This window comes from Flectobacillus longus, from assembly GCF_030056705.1.
Lineage (GTDB): Bacteria > Bacteroidota > Bacteroidia > Cytophagales > Spirosomataceae > Flectobacillus > Flectobacillus longus.
The window spans coordinates 24,197-42,614 of sequence record NZ_JASHIC010000010.1; the positions used below are offsets into that span (position 1 = coordinate 24,197).

At 36.1% G+C, this 18,418-nt stretch carries 19 protein-coding genes; 17 read left to right on the forward strand and 2 right to left on the reverse strand.

The genetic code is table 11. The features are described from left to right. The first annotated feature begins 318 nt into the window (after positions 1-318). The 17 genes from rplM to ftsA all read left to right on the forward strand — a co-directional run bounded on the left by rplM (position 319) and on the right by ftsA (position 16,211). Entirely contained in the window at positions 319-762 is a 444-nt protein-coding gene (gene rplM / locus QM491_RS08095; RefSeq protein WP_095161345.1) for a 50S ribosomal protein L13, read from the forward strand. Positions 763-821: 59 nt separating this feature from the next. Then, positions 822-1,211, forward strand: a complete 390-nt coding sequence (gene rpsI, locus QM491_RS08100) for a 30S ribosomal protein S9 (RefSeq protein WP_095161346.1) — start codon at positions 822-824, stop codon at positions 1,209-1,211. A gap of 163 nt (positions 1,212-1,374) precedes the next feature. Next, positions 1,375-2,187: a 30S ribosomal protein S2 gene (rpsB, locus tag QM491_RS08105; RefSeq protein WP_283327002.1), complete on the forward strand. Its 813-nt coding sequence runs from the start codon at positions 1,375-1,377 to the stop codon at positions 2,185-2,187. Between the two features lie 247 nt (positions 2,188-2,434). Further along, positions 2,435-3,268 (forward strand): translation elongation factor Ts, encoded by an 834-nt coding sequence (gene tsf, locus QM491_RS08110; protein WP_283327003.1) that lies wholly within the window; start codon positions 2,435-2,437, stop codon positions 3,266-3,268. A gap of 441 nt (positions 3,269-3,709) precedes the next feature. Further along, entirely contained in the window at positions 3,710-4,315 is a 606-nt protein-coding gene (locus QM491_RS08115; RefSeq protein ID WP_283327004.1) for an RNA polymerase sigma factor, read from the forward strand. Between the two features lie 35 nt (positions 4,316-4,350). Next, positions 4,351-4,554 (forward strand): hypothetical protein, encoded by a 204-nt coding sequence (locus QM491_RS08120; RefSeq protein WP_283327005.1) that lies wholly within the window; start codon positions 4,351-4,353, stop codon positions 4,552-4,554. Between the two features lie 37 nt (positions 4,555-4,591). Further along, positions 4,592-5,416 carry a mechanosensitive ion channel family protein gene (locus tag QM491_RS08125; RefSeq protein WP_283327006.1) on the forward strand — a complete coding sequence of 275 codons (825 nt, stop codon included), beginning with the start codon at positions 4,592-4,594 and terminating at the stop codon, positions 5,414-5,416. Positions 5,417-5,492: 76 nt separating this feature from the next. Continuing rightward, a complete protein-coding gene (locus QM491_RS08130; RefSeq protein ID WP_283327007.1) occupies positions 5,493-6,398 on the forward strand; it encodes a DUF3078 domain-containing protein in 906 nt (301 codons plus the stop codon). A 19-nt stretch (positions 6,399-6,417) separates the two neighbouring features. Beyond that, complete coding sequence (gene mscL, locus QM491_RS08135; RefSeq protein ID WP_283327008.1) at positions 6,418-6,750, forward strand: large conductance mechanosensitive channel protein MscL; 333 nt, start codon at positions 6,418-6,420, stop codon at positions 6,748-6,750. Between the two features lie 238 nt (positions 6,751-6,988). After that, positions 6,989-8,332: a UDP-N-acetylmuramoyl-L-alanine--D-glutamate ligase gene (gene murD / locus QM491_RS08140; RefSeq protein WP_283327009.1), complete on the forward strand. Its 1,344-nt coding sequence runs from the start codon at positions 6,989-6,991 to the stop codon at positions 8,330-8,332. A gap of 38 nt (positions 8,333-8,370) precedes the next feature. Next, entirely contained in the window at positions 8,371-9,519 is a 1,149-nt protein-coding gene (locus QM491_RS08145) for an FtsW/RodA/SpoVE family cell cycle protein (protein ID WP_283327010.1), read from the forward strand. Positions 9,520-9,585: 66 nt separating this feature from the next. Beyond that, positions 9,586-10,674: an undecaprenyldiphospho-muramoylpentapeptide beta-N-acetylglucosaminyltransferase gene (gene murG / locus QM491_RS08150; protein ID WP_283327152.1), complete on the forward strand. Its 1,089-nt coding sequence runs from the start codon at positions 9,586-9,588 to the stop codon at positions 10,672-10,674. A 33-nt stretch (positions 10,675-10,707) separates the two neighbouring features. Beyond that, positions 10,708-11,715 (forward strand): Gfo/Idh/MocA family oxidoreductase, encoded by a 1,008-nt coding sequence (locus QM491_RS08155; RefSeq protein ID WP_283327011.1) that lies wholly within the window; start codon positions 10,708-10,710, stop codon positions 11,713-11,715. Between the two features lie 3 nt (positions 11,716-11,718). Beyond that, the gene (locus tag QM491_RS08160; protein WP_283327012.1) at positions 11,719-12,189 is read left to right on the forward strand and encodes a CYTH domain-containing protein; all 471 of its coding nucleotides are present in this window, start codon (positions 11,719-11,721) and stop codon (positions 12,187-12,189) included. A gap of 157 nt (positions 12,190-12,346) precedes the next feature. Continuing rightward, entirely contained in the window at positions 12,347-13,720 is a 1,374-nt protein-coding gene (gene murC, locus QM491_RS08165) for a UDP-N-acetylmuramate--L-alanine ligase (protein ID WP_283327013.1), read from the forward strand. A 269-nt stretch (positions 13,721-13,989) separates the two neighbouring features. Further along, positions 13,990-14,727 carry a cell division protein FtsQ/DivIB gene (locus QM491_RS08170; protein WP_283327014.1) on the forward strand — a complete coding sequence of 246 codons (738 nt, stop codon included), beginning with the start codon at positions 13,990-13,992 and terminating at the stop codon, positions 14,725-14,727. Between the two features lie 113 nt (positions 14,728-14,840). Further along, the gene (gene ftsA, locus QM491_RS08175) at positions 14,841-16,211 is read left to right on the forward strand and encodes a cell division protein FtsA (protein ID WP_283327015.1); all 1,371 of its coding nucleotides are present in this window, start codon (positions 14,841-14,843) and stop codon (positions 16,209-16,211) included. A gap of 98 nt (positions 16,212-16,309) precedes the next feature. On the opposite strand, the gene QM491_RS08180 is transcribed toward ftsA, so the two are convergent. Together QM491_RS08180 and QM491_RS08185 are read right to left on the reverse strand one after the other, a co-directional pair. Next, positions 16,310-17,695, reverse strand: coding sequence for a high affinity choline transporter 1 (locus tag QM491_RS08180; protein ID WP_283327016.1), 1,386 nt, complete (start codon positions 17,693-17,695; stop codon positions 16,310-16,312). 116 nt (positions 17,696-17,811) lie between these two features. Further along, positions 17,812-18,231 carry a nucleoside-diphosphate kinase gene (locus QM491_RS08185; RefSeq protein ID WP_095161360.1) on the reverse strand — a complete coding sequence of 140 codons (420 nt, stop codon included), beginning with the start codon at positions 18,229-18,231 and terminating at the stop codon, positions 17,812-17,814. Positions 18,232-18,418: the final 187 nt, after the last annotated feature.

Below are 18,418 nucleotides of genomic sequence, written 5' to 3' on the forward strand. Positions count from 1 at the left end.
GATATATGCAAGTTCAAAGTAGCCAATATTTAGAGGGAAGGTTCTAAAGAGAAATTAAGGCTCAGAAAAATCTTCTTTACTGCTAAGTCTCTGTGCTAAAGAGGTGCAAATCAATCGAGAAGAAAAATAGAAAGAATAGGCTTTTACATGAAAATTTTCCTTGTAATTATTTGTATATCGTCATGATATTCAGTAATTTTGCATTCCCATTTTCGACTGGATGCCCGTTCAGAAAGGAAATAAGGCAAAATCATTGAAAATCAGGTGTATTCCGTCATCTGTAAAAGATGATTCATAACATTAAAACTTAGAACAAAAGTGGATACTTTAAGTTACAAAACCATCTCAGCTAACAAAGCTACCGTAGAGAAGGGATGGGTAATCGTAGATGCAGAAAACCAAATCGTAGGTCGTTTAACTTCTGAGATTGCTAAAATCTTACGTGGTAAACACAAGCCAAGCTACACTCCGAATGTTGACTGTGGTGATAACGTTATCGTAATTAATGCTGATAAAATCCGTTTTACTGGCAAGAAATTAACTGATAAAGTTTACACTCGTCACACTGGTTATCCAGGTGGTCAGCGTTTTGCTACTCCAAGAGAAGTGTTGAGCAAAAACCCTAGAGGCGTAGTTGAAGCAGCAGTAAAAGGTATGCTTCCAAAAAACCGTTTAGGTCGTCGTTTGTTCACAAACTTGCACGTTTATGCAGGTACTGAACACCCACACGTAGCTCAACAACCAAAAGAAATTAAATTCTAATAATCGTTATTAGTTGTAGTTGGGAGCGCCACTACGACCGATAACTTCTCTATAAAACAATGGCAGAAGTAACTAATACATTAGGAAGAAGAAAAACGGCTGTTGCGCGTCTTTACATGACTCCAGGTAAGGGCGAAATCATCATCAACGGTCGTGAAATTAAAGAATATTTTCCATCAGAAATTTTACAAATCATCGTTAATCAACCTTTCGCTTTAACAAAAACTGAAGGTACTTATGATGTTAAAGTAAACGTTGATGGCGGTGGTATCAAAGGACAAGCAGAAGCAATCCGTTTGGCTATTTCTAGAGCATTGCAGGAAATTGATAGCGAATTGCGTCCTCCATTGAAAAAAGAAGGCTTCTTGACTCGTGACCCTCGTATGGTAGAACGTAAGAAACCAGGTCGTCGTAAAGCACGTCGTAGATTCCAGTTCTCGAAACGTTAATATTTTACGGCATTCGGCTACGAATATCAGCCCAGCAATGGGCTGCTTGTTATTCCTATGCCAAATGCTTATTGCTGTCAGGCTTGCAGTGACCGATGCCACAGCGATTATTTACTCATATTTTTTCATCATTTAGTGTTGAATCTAATTCAACAATATACAAATGGCACAATTAGAATACAAAAACTTATTGGATGCTGGTGTTCACTTCGGACACTTAACACGTAAGTGGGATCCAAGAATGGCTCCATACATCTTTATGGAGAAAAATGGCATTCACATCATCGATTTGAACAAGACTTTGGCTTGTTTGGACGAAGCATGTACTGCTATCAAAAGTATCGTTCGTTCTGGACGTAAAGTAATGTTCGTTGCTACAAAGAAACAAGCTCAAGAGATTGTTTCTGAAGAAGCACGTCGTTTGAAAATGCCTTTCGTTACTGACCGTTGGTTGGGTGGTATGTTGACAAACTTTGCAACTGTTCGTAAATCTATCAAGAAGATGGGACAGATTGAAAAGATGTTGAAAGACGAAGAAACAGTTAAGGCATTAGCTAAGCGTGAGCGTTTGATGATGACTCGTGACAGAGAGAAAATGGATAGAGTATTAGGTGGTATCACTGATTTGACTCGTCTTCCTGCTGCTTTGTTTATCGTTGACGTTAAGCGTGAGCACATTGCTGTTGCTGAAGCAAAACGTTTGGGTATCCCAGTTTTTGCTATGTGCGATACTAACTCAAACCCTGATTTAGTGGATTTCCCAGTTCCAGCAAATGATGATGCTTACAAATCAATCGCCTTGATTACCTTGGCTATTGGTAAAGCAATCGAAGAAGGTTTGATGGAGCGTAAGCAAGATAAAGACGATGCTCGTATCGCTGAAGAAGAAGAGGCAAAGAAAGCCGCAGAGGAAGAAGAAGCAGCACGCGAAGCAGCGAAATTAGCAGCTAAATACGAAAAAGAAGAAGAAGCTTAATAGCAGATGGGGCTATTAGCCTATAGACTTTCTTTCGTAAATTGACATTAATGTACTTAAGTTATTAAGTGTCAATGAAATAATTATTACCATTTGAATAGCCCATAGTTTTCTGTGGGCTATTCTGTTAGTTTTGGGAGGCTATTAAGAAATAAGTAATTGTTGCGAAAAGGCTATTACCAAAGGTATTAATACTTTCAAAGCTTAGAAGTTTAATAGAAATTTTAATCTTAAAATATACAAAACGATGGCTATTACAGCAGCAGACGTTAATAAACTAAGACAAATGACAGGTGCGGGCATGATGGATTGCAAAAAAGCCCTAACTGAAGCTAATGGCGATTTTGAAGCCGCTATCGATATTCTTCGTAAAGCTGGACAAAAAGTTGCAGCTAAACGTGCTGACAACGCTACTAATGAAGGAGTTGTATTGATTTCTATCAGCGAAGATGGTTCAAATGGTAAATTGCTTGCCTTAGCTTGCGAAACAGAACCTGTATCTAAGGTAGCAGATTTCAATAACTTGGCTTCTGCTTTGTTAGAAGCAGCGGTATCAAATAATGCTGCTACTAAAGAAGACGTATTAGCTGCTACATTGTCTGACGGACGTACTGCAGAAGAAAATATTATCGAATTGACGGGTAAAATTGGTGAGAAAATTACTATCGCAGGTTACGAAAATGTAACTGCAGAGAAAGTAGTTTCTTACATTCACTCGAACAACAAAATCGGTGTATTGGTAGCATTTGCTAATACTTCTGGTGCTGATGTTCAAGAAGTAGGTAAAGATATCGCTATGCAAATCACTGCAATGAAACCAGTTGCTTTGGACAAAGACGGTGTTGATGCTGTTACTATCGAACGTGAAATTGAAGTTGGTAGAGAGCAAGCTCGTGCTGAAGGTAAGCCAGAAGCTATGTTAGATAAAATTGCAACAGGTAGATTAGAGAAATTCTATAAAGAATCTACTTTGTTGAACCAACAGTTTGTTAAAGATTCTTCAATCAATATCAAACAATTGTTGGAGCAAACTCAAAAAGGTTTGACAATCACAGAATTCAAACGTATTGCTTTAGCTTAATCGCTTGAAGACCATATTTTTACTAAGAGCCTCTCAAAAAGAGGCTCTTATTTTTTATAATTAAAAATAAATTTATTAGTATAAATTTTATAGCTTTTATTTACTTTTTTCCTTACTTATCAATTATTTTATTCGATTAATTATATTATTAGATATAATTGTAGCATATTTGGTATTTTTAACGTCAATAGCTTTATAATCAGTAAATTATGAGTTGCTTAGTGATTAAATAACGGGTACATTAAATTATTTTTATACAAATACAAGTAGGAATACAACGACGCTTAATAAGATTCAGGAGATACTACCCTGTTTATATAAAGTTTTTTGTTAACTTGCCATCTTTATTTTATGTAGGCAAACAATAATAATTGACTAATAACCACTATCTTTTTCAGTAAAACTATATGAAACCCGCCTGAGCTAAATCAAAGTCTGCTAATGAAAGCTAATCTTAAAAAAGAAACTGATGAAAAGCTTGTAAAGCTTTTTATCGAAACTCAGAAAAATATCTATTTTGAACATTTATATGATAGATATTCTGATAAGGTATATCGCAAATGCCTCTCATTTGTGAAAGATGAAGCACGCGCCGAAGATTTCGCACATGATATCTTTCTTAAATTGGTAATGAACATATCATCGTATAAAGAAACTGCTAAGTTTTCTACATGGTTATATTCCATTACATACAATTATTGTATTGACCAGACTCGTTTGGCTAAACGTTATTCTGAAACCTTAATGGATGAAAACTTCGATATCGAAGACTATGACGAAGGAGCAGAAATGGCTGAAATGGAGGCTACTAAGCTTCGTGAGGCCTTGTCTCAGATGCAACCAGAAGAAAAATCTATACTGATGATGAAATATCAGGATGATTTGTCTATTAAGGAAATATCATCTACCCTAGACATATCTGAAAGTGCAGTGAAAATGCGCTTGCTTCGAGCCAAAGAAAAAATCAGAAAGGTTTATCTCGAATCCACTCTTATTTGGGGAATAATTATTGCTAAGGCACTTAGCTTGTTATTTGGAAATGACTAAATTTGGTTCCAAATACGCTAATTACTTAAATATATATGGCTGAAAATCCCTTTAAAGATTTAGAATCCTCAGAAAAGGCTCCAGAAAGTCTCAAGCGAGCTCTTGTATCAGAAATAGATACAATTCGCAACACTTCTATAATTATAGATTTGTATGTTGGTAATTTCATCAACACCATAACAGCTTCGTTGAATACTCGAAGTGATGATTCATCCATTACAACTAAAGATGAACAATAGCTCTTTACTTTCATAATTATAATCGCTTTTATTGACCATGCCAAATATCCAAGACATTTTAATTGATACATTTCGTAAATTATTAGAGCAGTTAACAGGCTTTGTGCCTAAGTTATTAGGAGCCTCTATCTTGTTGATTGTGGGTTCAATAATGTCAAAACTGGTAAGTAGAATATTAAAAACAGCCCTTGAAAAATCAGGGTTTGACCGTTTAGGAGACAAACTAAATAAAATTGACGTTATAGCTAGATTTGGAGAGCTGAAACTAAGTTTGATTGTTTCTAAAGTATTACAATACTTTATCATGTTGGTATTTATTACGGCCTCTACTGAAACGTTAGGCATGCAAGTACTGACAGATATGGTTGCATCTTTAGTTAACTTAATACCCAAATTGATAGCTTCGGCTATTTTGTTGTTTGCAGGATTAATGATTGCAGATACACTTAAAAATACAGTAATAAATTTATGCAATTCATTTAAAATTGATTCTGCGAAGCTTCTAGGCAATATTGTTTTTTTCTTCTTTTTTGTAATTGCGTTGATTGCCTCCCTTAAACAGGCTGGAATAGAGACTAGCCTATTGGAGTCAAGCTTCAATTTAATTATTGGAGGAGTGGTTTTAGCATTTGCGATTGGATACGGCTTTGCTTCGCGTGACGTTTTAATGAATATTCTGTCTAACTTTTATAGCAAAAATAAATTTAAAGAAGGACAAGTCATTGAAGTAAATGGTGTAAAAGGCACCATTGTTTCATTTGACACTACCTCCTTAACATTACAAACTGGCGAAACACAGACAATTTTACCTTTAAACGTTTTACAGAAGGAAAAGATTGAAATTTTTACACATGACTCATAGGTAGAATCAGACCTGTAAAGCCAGATTTGTGTTGAGAAGGAGAGTGGAAATTCTACAATCAATACATATTAGAGCCATGCTAAAAAAAATTTTATTAACACTCTCAATTTTAAGTGTAGGTTGTGCAACAATTGCACAAGAGGCAAAAAAGGATACTTCTTACTGGAAAAAAAAGACTGCTTTTGGTGCCAACTTTAACCAAGCTAGTTTTAATGATGCTTGGAGTTCTGTTCAAGGTGCGAAAGGATCTGTCGGATTCAACGTGTTTTTTAATGCAAAAGGTGAATATAATAGAGGAAAAGTCAACTGGGTAAATGATTTACAAATGCAGTATGGCTTACAGGATAATGGTAGTGGATTAAGAAAAACAATCGATAGAATATTTTTTGATACAAAGTTGGGTAGTAAAATTTCACCTCAATGGTTGTTTATTGCTAACCTCAACTTTCAAACGCAATTTTCAAAAGGATATAATTATGGTGCAGGAGTAGAGGTTGCTAATCCTGATGGAACAACCTCAAAGGCAGATTTGCTAGTGTCTAATTTATTCTCACCAGCTTATATTACCGAGTCGATAGGTCTTGAATGGAAGCCCTCAAAAGTATTTAATATGTCTTTTGCACCAGGCGCTCTCCGCCAAACTATTGTTGCAGATAATAACATTGCATTTACAAAAACTGGAGAAAGATATGGCGTACCAGATGGTAAAACTATTAAAAATGATGTAGCCTTAATGCAAATTGTTGCAACGTTAGATAAAGATGTCGCTAAGAATATTAATCTTAAAGCTCGTTATGCTTTGTTTATTAAATATAATGACTTAGCCGCAATGGATAATCGTTTGGATGCCAAGTTTACAGCGAAAGTGAATAAATATATTAGTACAACTTTTGATATTATTGCTATGTACTATCAAGATCAGAGTGCTAAGTTACAAGTAGCTCAAAATTTAGGCATAGGCCTTTTATATACATTTCCATGATACCTAAACTAAACAACCGATGTTAAAAGAATTTAAAAACTTTATCTCGCAAGGCAATGTGCTCGATTTGGCAATTGGGGTTGTAATTGGTGGAGCATTTAGTAAGATTACGACATCTCTCGTTGAAGATATTTTGATGCCAGTTGTCGGCTTGTTTTTAGGAGGGATTGATTTTTCTACTTGGAAAGTCATACTTAAGGCAGCTAATCCTGCCGAAAATCAAGTAGAGGTAGCAATGAAATTTGGTAATTTTGTTCAAATTTCGGTCAATTTCCTGATTGTGGCATGGGTTATTTTCTTGGTAATCAAAGCTGCTAGTAAAGTAGGAATGACAGACAAGAAATTTGAATAGATATTAGAATATTTTGCTTTTTAATAAAAGTCTGATGCTTGAGGTGTCAGACTTTTGTTTTTTATTTTTTAAAGCATATTTGGTAAAGCGCTTTTTGATTATTTTGCAATGTCAAAAAAGACTTTCACTCAGCAAAATTGAAATAATGAGAAATAAGTATTTTTTGATGAGGCTTAAAATGATAAATTAAAGTAAAATACAAAAAGAATTAAAGCTTTATCCCAAAAATAAAACTGTTATGAAAATTGTAATCTTAGGAGGTGGTGAAAGTGGCGTAGGTGCAGCTTTGTTGGCAAAAAGCAAAGGATATGAAGTTTTTTTATCTGATAAATCAGCTTTGTCTGACAAGTACAAAGAAATTTTAGAGAAAAATGATATTCCGTACGAAGAGGGGCAACACAATGAAGAGTTTATTTTGGATGCAGATGAAATTATCAAAAGCCCCGGAATTCCTGATAAAGTGGAATTAATTAAAAAACTGAAATCTTTACGTAAACCAATTATCTCTGAAATAGAGTTTGCATCGAGATATACGAAAGCCAAAATTATTGCGATTACAGGAAGTAATGGTAAAACTACGACGACTCTTTTGGTTTATCATATTCTCAAATCGGCAGGCTTAAAGGTTGGCTTGGCCGGAAATGTCGGAGAGAGCTTTGCTAAACAAGTTATTGAAGACACTTTTGATTATTTCGTGCTGGAACTTTCTAGTTTCCAGCTTGATAACTGCTATGATTTTAAGGCTGATATTGCAATTTTATTAAATATTACGCCTGATCACCTTGACCGTTATGAGTATAATTTTCAAAATTATGTGAATTCAAAGTTCAGAATTTTACAAAATATGACTCCTACGGATCATTTTATCTATTTTCAAGAAAGTGAAGCCTTGGCTAAAGAACTGATGGAGAAAACGTATCATGTGAACCACCTGCCAGTGTCGATTCAAGAAGAAGTTGAGCAGGGGGCTTTTGTTCAAAATGGTATTATTGAAGCTAAAGTTCATGAGCAGATATTCCAAGTAGAAATAGACCAATTACCGATTAAAGGAACTCATAATAGCATCAATGCAAGTTGTGCAGTATTGGCATCTCAAGCCATTGGCTTAAGCAACGAACAAATTACTAAGGGATTACTTTCTTTTCAAAGCGTAGAACATCGTTTAGAACCAGTAGGAATCATCAATGGGGTTTCATTTGTGAATGACTCAAAAGCCACAAACGTTGACTCTGTATTTTATGCACTGGGGAGTTTCAATGAACCCATAGTGTTGATTATGGGAGGGGTAGACAAAGGAAATGACTATAGCCAAATAGATGAATTAGTCGCAAGTAAAGTTAAAGCTCTTGTATGTATGGGAACAGATAATCATAAATTGTTTGATTATTTTGGCAAAAAAGTACCTTTAATTTTTGATACAAAATCAATGAAAGAAGCTGTAATAACAGGTGCAAATTTGGCTGTTGAAGGCGATGTCGTTCTATTATCACCAGCTTGTGCTAGTTTTGATTTATTTAAAAATTATGAGGACAGAGGACGCCAGTTTAAGCAAGCTGTCAAAGAATTATCAGACGTAAAATAATCCTTCTTTATCTTAATACCCATAGAATTCTATCAACTATGATAACTAATTGGCTAAAAAAAAACCTTGAAGGAGATTATCAGATTTGGACAATTGTGGCATTTTTATCGATGTGTAGCATCATTGTAGTATTTAGTGCTACAGGAAAATTAGCCATATTATCTGGTCAAGGCACTTTTTCATTTTTAGTGAAACACACCGCTATTGTGGTGGCAAGCTTAGGCGCAATGTGGTATTTTCATACATTTGATTATCACAAGTTTGCTACAGTCTCAAACTTTGGAGTAATTCTTTCTATTCTTTTATTGCTTTATACCTACAAGTATGGTGTTTCTATCAACGATGCCCGTCGCTGGGTACGTGTGCCGCTGATAGGGATGACTTTCATGCCATCTGATTTGGCAAAACTGTCATTGATTACCAATTTGGCAGGAATGTTGGCTAAGCGCCAACATGTTGAGTATACTTTTTTGGAGTTGGTACCTATGATTGCCAAAATCCTGATCGTCTGTACTTGTATTGCATTGACTAATGTGTCTACATCGGCGCTATTGTTTTCTACTTGCTTTATGTTAATGTTTTTTGGAAGAGTACCCTTTCAATATTTAATGTATACCATCATGGGACTTTTTATGATGGGTACAATTTTGGTAATGACAGGTACAGGTAGCCGTATCGAAACCGCTCGTAATCGTATTGTTAATTATGTAGACGGTATTAAAGGCAAGAAAAAACCTGGTGCTGACAAAGATAGTGACTATCAAATAGAAAGAAGTTTCTTTGCAATTGCCAATGGTGGTATAACAGGTAAAGGCCCTGGCAAAAGCCAACAAAGATATTTCTTATCTCAGGCCGATTCAGACTTTGTCTATTCCATCATTATTGAAGAGTGGGGAATGCTCGGAGGTGTTTTTGTGTTGGGACTTTATTTGTGGTTTTTGTATCGAGGTATGAAAGCAGTCGATAGTTCTGGACGAGCCTTTGGTGGGCTACTATCGGCAGGGCTTACTTTTAGTCTAGTTATACAAGCGATGGTTAATATGTCGGTAGCTACAGGCTTAGGTCCTGTAACTGGACAACCGTTGCCATTGCTTAGTTGGGGAGGAAGTTCTCTTGTTTTTACGGGTATCACAGTTGGTATCATTATATCAGTGAGTAGAGATAAAGTGAAAGATGCAGCACTCTAATAAGAGATTTATAAGGAATCATTATCTTTAAGGTTTAATTGAAAAATAATACAACTTGTGAAAGCCATAAAAGTAATTATTTCGGGCGGTGGTACAGGAGGTCATATTTATCCTGCCATAGCGATTGCTAACGCCCTCAAAGAACTTAATCCTAGTGTTGAAGTACTTTTTGTAGGTGCAGAAGGAAAAATGGAGATGGAAAAGGTTCCCAAAGCTGGGTATCCAATTATTGGGTTGCCAATTGCAGGTATTAATCGATCTAATATGATGGCAAACCTTGGTTTTCCAGTCAAATTAATTTCGAGCTTGTTGCAAGCCAGAAAAATTCTAAAGGACTTCCAACCAGATGTTGCAGTAGGAGTGGGGGGCTATGCGTCTGGCCCATTATTACTGACAGCTTCACTTGCTAATGTTCCTATTTTGATTCAAGAACAAAATTCCTATGCAGGTATTACAAATAAATTCTTAGCAAAAAATGCCAAGAAAATATGTGTAGCATATCCAAAAATGGAACAATTTTTTCCAGCATCTAAAATTCAGATGACAGGAAATCCAGTAAGGAAAGACATACTCAATGTGGCCTCAAAGCGCCAGCAAGCTTTTGAGCATTTTGGATTACAACCCGATAAACCAACGGTATTAGTGATTGGTGGTAGCCAAGGCGCCAAAACTATCAACGAAAGTATTGATGGGGGCTTGACTAGCCTCGTAAATGCAGGTTGTCAAGTTGTATGGCAAACAGGTAAGCTATATATTGAAAGAGCCAAAACTGCTGCCGAAGTCTTTGTTGGTAAAGTATATGTTTCTGATTTTATTTACGAAATGGATTTGGCTTATGCTATGGCGGATATCGTTGTCTCTCGTGCGGGGGCATTGTCTGTTTCTGAGCTTTGTTTGGCTGGAAAACCATCTATTTTAGTGCCTCTGCCAACTGCTGCTGAAGATCATCAAACAAAAAATGCGATGAGTTTAGTAGAAAATAATGCAGCTATACTTGTTAAAGATGTACAAGCTCGCGAAGAACTCGTAAAGGTCGCTTTGGATTTATTGCATGATAAAGAAAAACAGGCTAATCTCATCGATAATATTCTAAACCTAGGTAAACCTAATGCGGCTATCGAGATTGCTCAACAAGTTCTTAGCTTGGTAAAATAGAGAAGACTCATTTTATTTACTTTCGACTAAACTATGATAAATATAGCATTGGTGGGCTTTGGCCTTTCTGGACGTTATTTGCAAGCACCATACATTACAGCAAACGCTAATTATCACCTCAAAACTATTGTAACATCCAATGCCTTGGCAAAGGAGTTATACCCTGAAGCGCAGATTGTATCTTCAATTGAAGATGTTTTGGGAGATTCGTCTATCGATTTGGTGAGTATTGCAAGTCCAAACGCAACACATTATGAATATGCTAAAAAAGCTTTATTAGCTAATAAGCATGTTCTGGTAGAAAAGCCTCTTGCCAGTACTAGTCAAGAAGCTGAGGAGTTGATACTATTAGTAAAACAGCAAAATAAAGTACTTTCTGTGTTCCAAAATCGTAGATTTGATTCTGATTTTTTGACAGTACAAAAAATTTTGAAAGCCAAATTATTAGGTGATATTGTGAGCTATGAAGTAAGATATGACCGTTATAAACCCGTACTTAATCCTAAAAAATGGAAAGAAACACCATCGTCAGGAAGCGGTATTATTTATGACTTAGGACCACATATCCTTGACCAAGCTTTGGTATTGTTCGGAGTACCACAAAAAGTATGGGGACAAACCTATACTCAGCGCGAAGGCTCATTGATTGACGATGCTTTTGATATTTATTTATCTTATGACAATATGACGGTAAAGCTGTCATCAAGTTTATTAGTAAGAGAGGAAAGTCCACGTTATAGAATTAATGGTACAAAAGGCTCGTTTGTCAAATACGGAATAGACCATCAAGAAGACCATTTAAAGGCAGGTATAATGCCTCAAATGACAGGGTTTGGCGTTGAACCAATCGAAAATCAAGGAGCAATATATTCGAATATTGGTGATGTTATTATCAAAGGAAAAGTAGAAACGGAAGTTGGAAATTGGGGATTACTTTTTCAAAATCTATATGAAGCTATTGCTGAAGGAAAAGATTTATTGATTAAGCCAGAGTTGATACTAGAACAAATTAAGATCATTGAAGCCGTAAAACAACTATAAATCATGGCTGTAGAAATAGAAAGAAAGTTTTTGGTAAAGCATGAATTATGGCATGAATTGGATAAACCAATACCAAACTTCTTAAAACAAGGGTATCTTTCTACCGACCCTGAAAAAACATTAAGAGTTAGAGCTACCGATGATAAAGGCTTTATTACTATCAAGGGAAAAACTCAGGGAATGCGTCGCTTGGAGTTTGAATATGAGATACCCAAGGATGAAGCATTAGCTTTGTTAGATAATTTTACGGAGCAAAATATTGAAAAATATAGATACTTGATTACTTATAAAGAAAAAACTTGGGAGATAGATGTATTTCAAGGAGCCAACGAAGGCTTGATCGTTGCTGAGATAGAATTAAGTTCAGAAACCGAAGCGTTTGATATACCCATTTGGGCATATATGGAAGTTACAGACGACCCTCGTTATTACAATTCAAGGCTAAGCATAAAACCTTATTCGTCATGGCAATAATGCAAAAGTATAACTATTGAGGAACAGCTGTCGGCTATGGATATTTGGCAAAAATGTTTCCAATATTTCCTCAAATACACAGTTAAACTTTTAGCTTACAGAGCAGGTAAAATTAAATTTGCCACTTATTTAATTAACATTAATCCAAAACTGTATCGTGAATTTACAACAACTCAAATATGTATATTTTTTAGGAATAGGAGGAATCGGAATGTCGGCTATTGCTCGCTGGTTTATTGCAAATGGCTACCAGTTAGCAGGTTATGACAAAACACCCACTCCACTTACACAAGCTTTGGAAAAAGAAGGTGCCATAGTTCATTTTGAAGATAACATCAATCTTATTCCAAGTGAATATCTAGCAGATACTTCCCAAACGCTTGTCGTTTATACACCTGCTATACCAAAAAACCATACCGAGTTAAATTATTTTCAGGAAAAGGGCTTTACCTTGATGAAACGTTCGCAGGTGTTGGGACTTCTCACGCAGAATATGTTTACGATTGCAGTAGCGGGCACACATGGAAAAACTACAACTTCGTCGATGATAGCACATATTCTCAAAAATGCTAATCGTGATATTACGGCATTTTTGGGAGGTATTACGCAAAACTATGGTACCAATTTTTTGATTAGTAGCGCGCCAAATCCCTTAGCATGTGTTATTGAAGCTGATGAATTTGACCGTTCGTTTTTGACCTTGCATCCAGATGTAGCTATTGTAACTTCGACAGATGCCGATCACTTAGATATTTATGGAGATCACAATCATGTATTGGAGTCTTTTAGAATGTTTGTTGGACAAATAAAAGAAGGTGGTCAATTGTTTCAGCGCAAAGGTTTGGAATTGGAAAACTATACTAATCAATCAGCAGAGTTTTCGCTCAATGAAGGGCAGTATCATGTTGAAAACCTTCGTATCGAGAATGCAGAAATGGTTTTTGATATAGCCTATCCAGATGGAGAAATCAAAGACTGTAAACTACTTACGCCAGGTTTTCATAATGTAGAAAATGCTTTAGCAGCTACAGCAGCGTGCCTAACTGTAGGATTAAGTGCTGCTGAAATTCGTGATGGAATCAATACATTTAAAGGAGTAAAGCGTAGATTTGAATACCATTTACGTCAAGACAATATAGTGTTTATTGATGACTATGCGCATCATCCAACAGAAATTGAGGCCTTCCTGCGTTCAGTAAAAGCATTATATCCTACACGCAAACTAACGGCAGTATTTCAACCACATTTGTTTACTAGAACAAGAGATTTTCAAGAAGGGTTTGCCGAAAGCCTAAGTCTAGCCGACGAGCTTTTATTGTTAGATATTTATCCTGCTAGGGAGTTACCAATAGAAGGGGTTACTTCACAAATTATTTTTGATAAGATTACTATCAACAATAAGCAAATGGTATCTAAGGAGAGCTTATTAGATGTACTCAAAACGAAAGATTTAGACTTACTTGTAACTATTGGAGCTGGCGATATTGATACACTTTTAATTCCTATTAAGAATATGTTAACCATTCACTAAAAAAAGAGATATATCCTATAAAAAAATATTTTGCTTGATTTATTTTAATCACGAATTTATTGCACTTACATGATAAATTCGTTGATTAAAATGGGTTTTTTAGGGTTATTAAAAATTTTAATAAAATCCCTTTAAGTAAAACATAAGAAAAAAATACTAATTTCGTATAAATCTTGTAGCCTTAACAGATTGGCTAAAAAATAGGAACAAAGTGTAAACTCTAACCCCATATTGATTTGCCACTAAAAGTACAACTAAAGAGAACTATAGTGCTTATCGTATCAGTGGTAGCGGTGATAGTTGCCATTTTTGGTGCTAATCTAATTCATAGCAAACAAAAATGTAAAGAGATTAAGGTTGTAATAGAGAGTGAAAATAAAAATCTACTTGTAAAAGAGTATGATGTTCAAAATGTAGTCACTGGAATACCTAGCGAAAACCCTCAAGGTAAGCCCTTTAGTCGAATCAACTTAAAGGCTATTGAACGAAAAGTTTTAGCGAATCCTTTGATAAAATCTTGTCAGGCGCATCAAGGTTTGAGTGGACAAATGACTATTACAGTACAAGAACACACTCCTATTGCAAGAATCTTGTCGAGCAAAAGCCCCAACCATACGCAGTATGATAGCTACTTGGTAGAGGATGGTTCAATGATTGGACTATCGCCTCATCACACCGAGCGAGTCTTGTTGATTTCGGGAGCTTACTTTATGGGCAAAAAATCACTAAGTGATACCCAGAGTAAATCTATTATTGAGTTGATAAAGTTTATTCGTGATGATGAATTTTGGAAGTCTCAAATTACCCAACTCATCGTTGAAAAAGATGGCGGGGTAACCTTGATACCTGAATTTGGAAATCACTTTATTGAGCTAGGGTTAGCGATAGATTTAGAAGCAAAGTTTAAAAAAATAAAAATTTTATATAAAGAGATACTACCAGTAAAAGGATGGGATTTATATAAAAAAATTAGTGTTAAATATAAGAATCAGATTGTTTGTGAATAAGGTTTTCAGTTGTTAATCAATAGTGTTGTAGGGTGAAGCGTATTATGTAGTTTTTGCTATTACATTTATATCGGGGTTTATTGACTGAAGGATCACTAAAACTTCTAAATCGCATGAGTGAGATAATTGTTGGATTGGACATAGGTAGCAAGCAAGTAAGCGTTGTAGCTGGTAGACTCGATAACATGGGTAAGTTAGAGATACTAGGCTTGGGCAAAGGAGATACTACTGGTCAAGTTTCGAAGGGTGTTGTTTTGAATGTCAACAAAACAATAGATGCCGTTCGCAATGCGATTATGCAAGTTGAGCAACAAGCCAATATCGATATCCGTGGTGTTATTGCTAGTGTAGCAGGTCCAAATATAGTTGGAATCAAGCACAAAGCCATGATTACTCGTAACACCTCTGGTGAGGAAGTTACAGTAACAGATGTGGACCAAGTGGCTAGCGATGCCGAGCGTACCTTTATTTCTCAAGGTAACTCAATTGTACATACTTTACCACAAGAATATGTGGTAGACTCTAGTACAGGTATTCAGGAGCCTGTAGGTATTAGCGGTTTAAAGCTTCAAGGAGATTTTCTAATGATTACTTCTCCAACCTTGGCTTTGGATAAAACTAAGCGTTGTATTGAGCGTGCAAAAGAAAAAATGGAAATCGAAGGAGGTTTAGTATTTTCTCCTTTGGCGGCTTCATTAGCAGTACTTTCTGAGCAAGAAAAGAAAAGTGGAGTAGCACTCGTCGATATCGGAAGTGGTACTACCGAAATAGCGATTTTCTACAAAAATATTGTTCGTTATATTTCTGTATTACCCTATGCAGGCGATATTATTACGGCTGATGTTGAGCAGGGCTGTAATGTTTCTAATGAACATGCAGAAGTTATGAAAGTACGATTTGGTAATGCTTTGGCTTCCCAAGTACCTTTTGAAGAAACTATTTCAATTCCAGGTATCAATGGTCGTAAACCTAAGGTTGTTTCGGTCAAAAATTTATCTATTATTATTGAAGAACGCCTAAAAGAAATAGCAGCACTTGTAGTAGCCGAGATTAGCCGTTCAGGATTTGGAAACCGTTTGTCATGCGGAATCGTTCTTACAGGAGGCTCAGTACAAATGCCAAATATCTGTGAGTTGTTTGAAAAAGTAACTGGACGTGATGTTCGACTAGGTTATCCTAACGAGAATCTTGGTCGTACGATATCGGAAGAGGTAAAAAATCCATCCTTTGCTACGGCTGTAGGGCTTGTTTGGAACGGGCTTCGTTCGATTGACGAACGTGAAGATAGCTATAAAGTGTTACGCAAAACAGAACCTAAAATTGTACCACCAGCAGCTGTGCCTCCTAATATTCAGAGAAAACGTGAACCAGAAAAGGAAAGAGAGCAAAAATCCGTAAAAAAACAAGGCTCATGGTTAGATGGTCTCAAAAAATTTGGGAAAGGTCTTCTAGGTGATGATTTGGGTGAAGACGATAAGTATTAGTCAGGTTGATTTTTGATATTTTATAAAATCCTTACAAATAAAATTTCTAAAACCTTCACATCTGATGGCCAACATCGTATGTCGAAATATTATTCCAATTAAGATCTCAAGGACTTAATTGGAATATACGACCCTACATAAATGGCAATCCAGCTGACAATAAGCCCGATTAGGGAAGCAGGAAATTCCGTTTTCCACACAAAATTGCAAATAAACCAGGAACCAAATCCTAGTATCATTGAAGCAATACATCCTATTGTGTTGGCTTTTTTCCAATATAACCCTACTGTCAAAGGCACAAAAAGTGAAACAAGGCTAAATGCTGAGGATTCGCCAACTAGCTCAAAGATATTTTGTCTTGAGGTTGCCATCCATATACTCGCTATAGTCACCACAACTATAGAGCATCGAATCACAAAGAGCAATTGGCGATCTGTTAGTGTAGGATAGAGTGGTTTAATAATATTTTCTCCTATCACAGAGGCAGGTGCCAGTATTGCGCCACTGGTGGTGCTTAAAACCGCAGAAATCAACGCTCCAAAAAACAAGATTTGTACAAATGTATTGGTGTGCTCCATGACCATATTAGGTATAATCATGCGGGCATCATGCTGCAAAAGTTCAGGATGAAGGTATTTTGCCATTAAGGCAATAAATAAAGGGAGCATAGCTACTGATAAATATAGAATCCCAGCCGTTACCGATGAACGTACAGCCGTTTTTGCATTTTTGGAGGCCATCACTCTTTGAAAAATATCTTGTTGTGGAATAGAGCCTAATCCTACAGTAACCCAAGCAGTTAGATACGAAGCAGATTCTAGTAGTGTAAACCGCTTGGGAATTACCCTAAAAAAATCTTGTGGCGTAGAAGCTATCACAGGCTTAAGTCCACCAGTTTTGTCAAGCATAATTGCTGTTAGGATGATTAGTCCAATGATTAATAAAATATTGTGGAAAAAATCAGTTACCGACACCGACCACATTCCGCCCATTAGCGTATAAATCATAACTAAGATGGCACTAATTAATATTCCCGTATATAAGGGCCATCCGACTACCACCTCCAAAACCGTTCCCATTGCAATAAGCTGGGCAGCAATCCAACCAAAATAAGAAGGAACCATCAAAAATGCCGATACATATTCGGCAGCAACTCCATATCGTAATTTGAAATAATCACAAAAAGTAAGAATGTTCAGATTATAGAAAATTTTTGCGTAGAACAAACCTACCAAAATCAGGCATAATGCTGCCCCAAAAGGCTCTTCAATAACTCCCAAAATACCTTTTTCAATAAACTCTGCGGGAGCTCCCATCATAGTTTCAGAACCAAACCATGTAGCAAAAGTAACCATCGACGAAAGGCCAAAAGATAAACCACGTCCTGCAAGTACAAAATCTTCGGTACTCGATATTTTACTTGAAGCCCACCAGCCTACCAAAAGATTAACCGATAAATATCCAAGGATAAAGAAAAGGAGCATGTGTCGGAATTGAGGTAAATGAAAAATATGTAATCAAAAAGCCTTAAAAAACAGAAGCTGTCGGTAAGACAGCTTCTGTGATTAATGTTGCATCTGAAGTGTTACTCAACAATAGATTAGTATTGCTCAGTAGTTGCGAAGAAAAATGCACCTTCAATAGCTGCATTTTCGTCTGAATCAGAACCATGAATGGCGTTTGCACTCAAAGACTTTGCGAAGATTTTACGAATAGTACCTTCGTCAGCTTTAGCTGGGTCAGTAGCACCAATAAGCGTTCTGAAATCAAGAACAGCATTTTCTTTTTCAAGAATCATTGGTACGATAGGGCCAGAAGACATGTATTCGCAAAGATCAGCGTAGAACGGTCTCTCAGCGTGTACTTCATAGAATTTGCCCGCCTGAGCTGGAGTCAACAATGTTTTTTTCATTGCAATAACCTTGAAGCCTGCTTCCTCAATCATTTTGATAATTGCACCTGAGTTGCCATCTGCTACAGCATCTGGCTTAATCATTGTAAAGGTTCTGTTAGTAGCCATAAAATGGGTATTATATGATTTTTGTTTAATACAAAATTATATCTGATTATATCAAGTTCCAAGGATATTCTATTTACCATTCAAAGAAATAACTATACGGTTTTGCATGCTTGATATACTCTTTGCTTGATTTTCAAATGATTACCTAACTAATATAGCAATTTTAAGGCTAAATCACTCGAATATT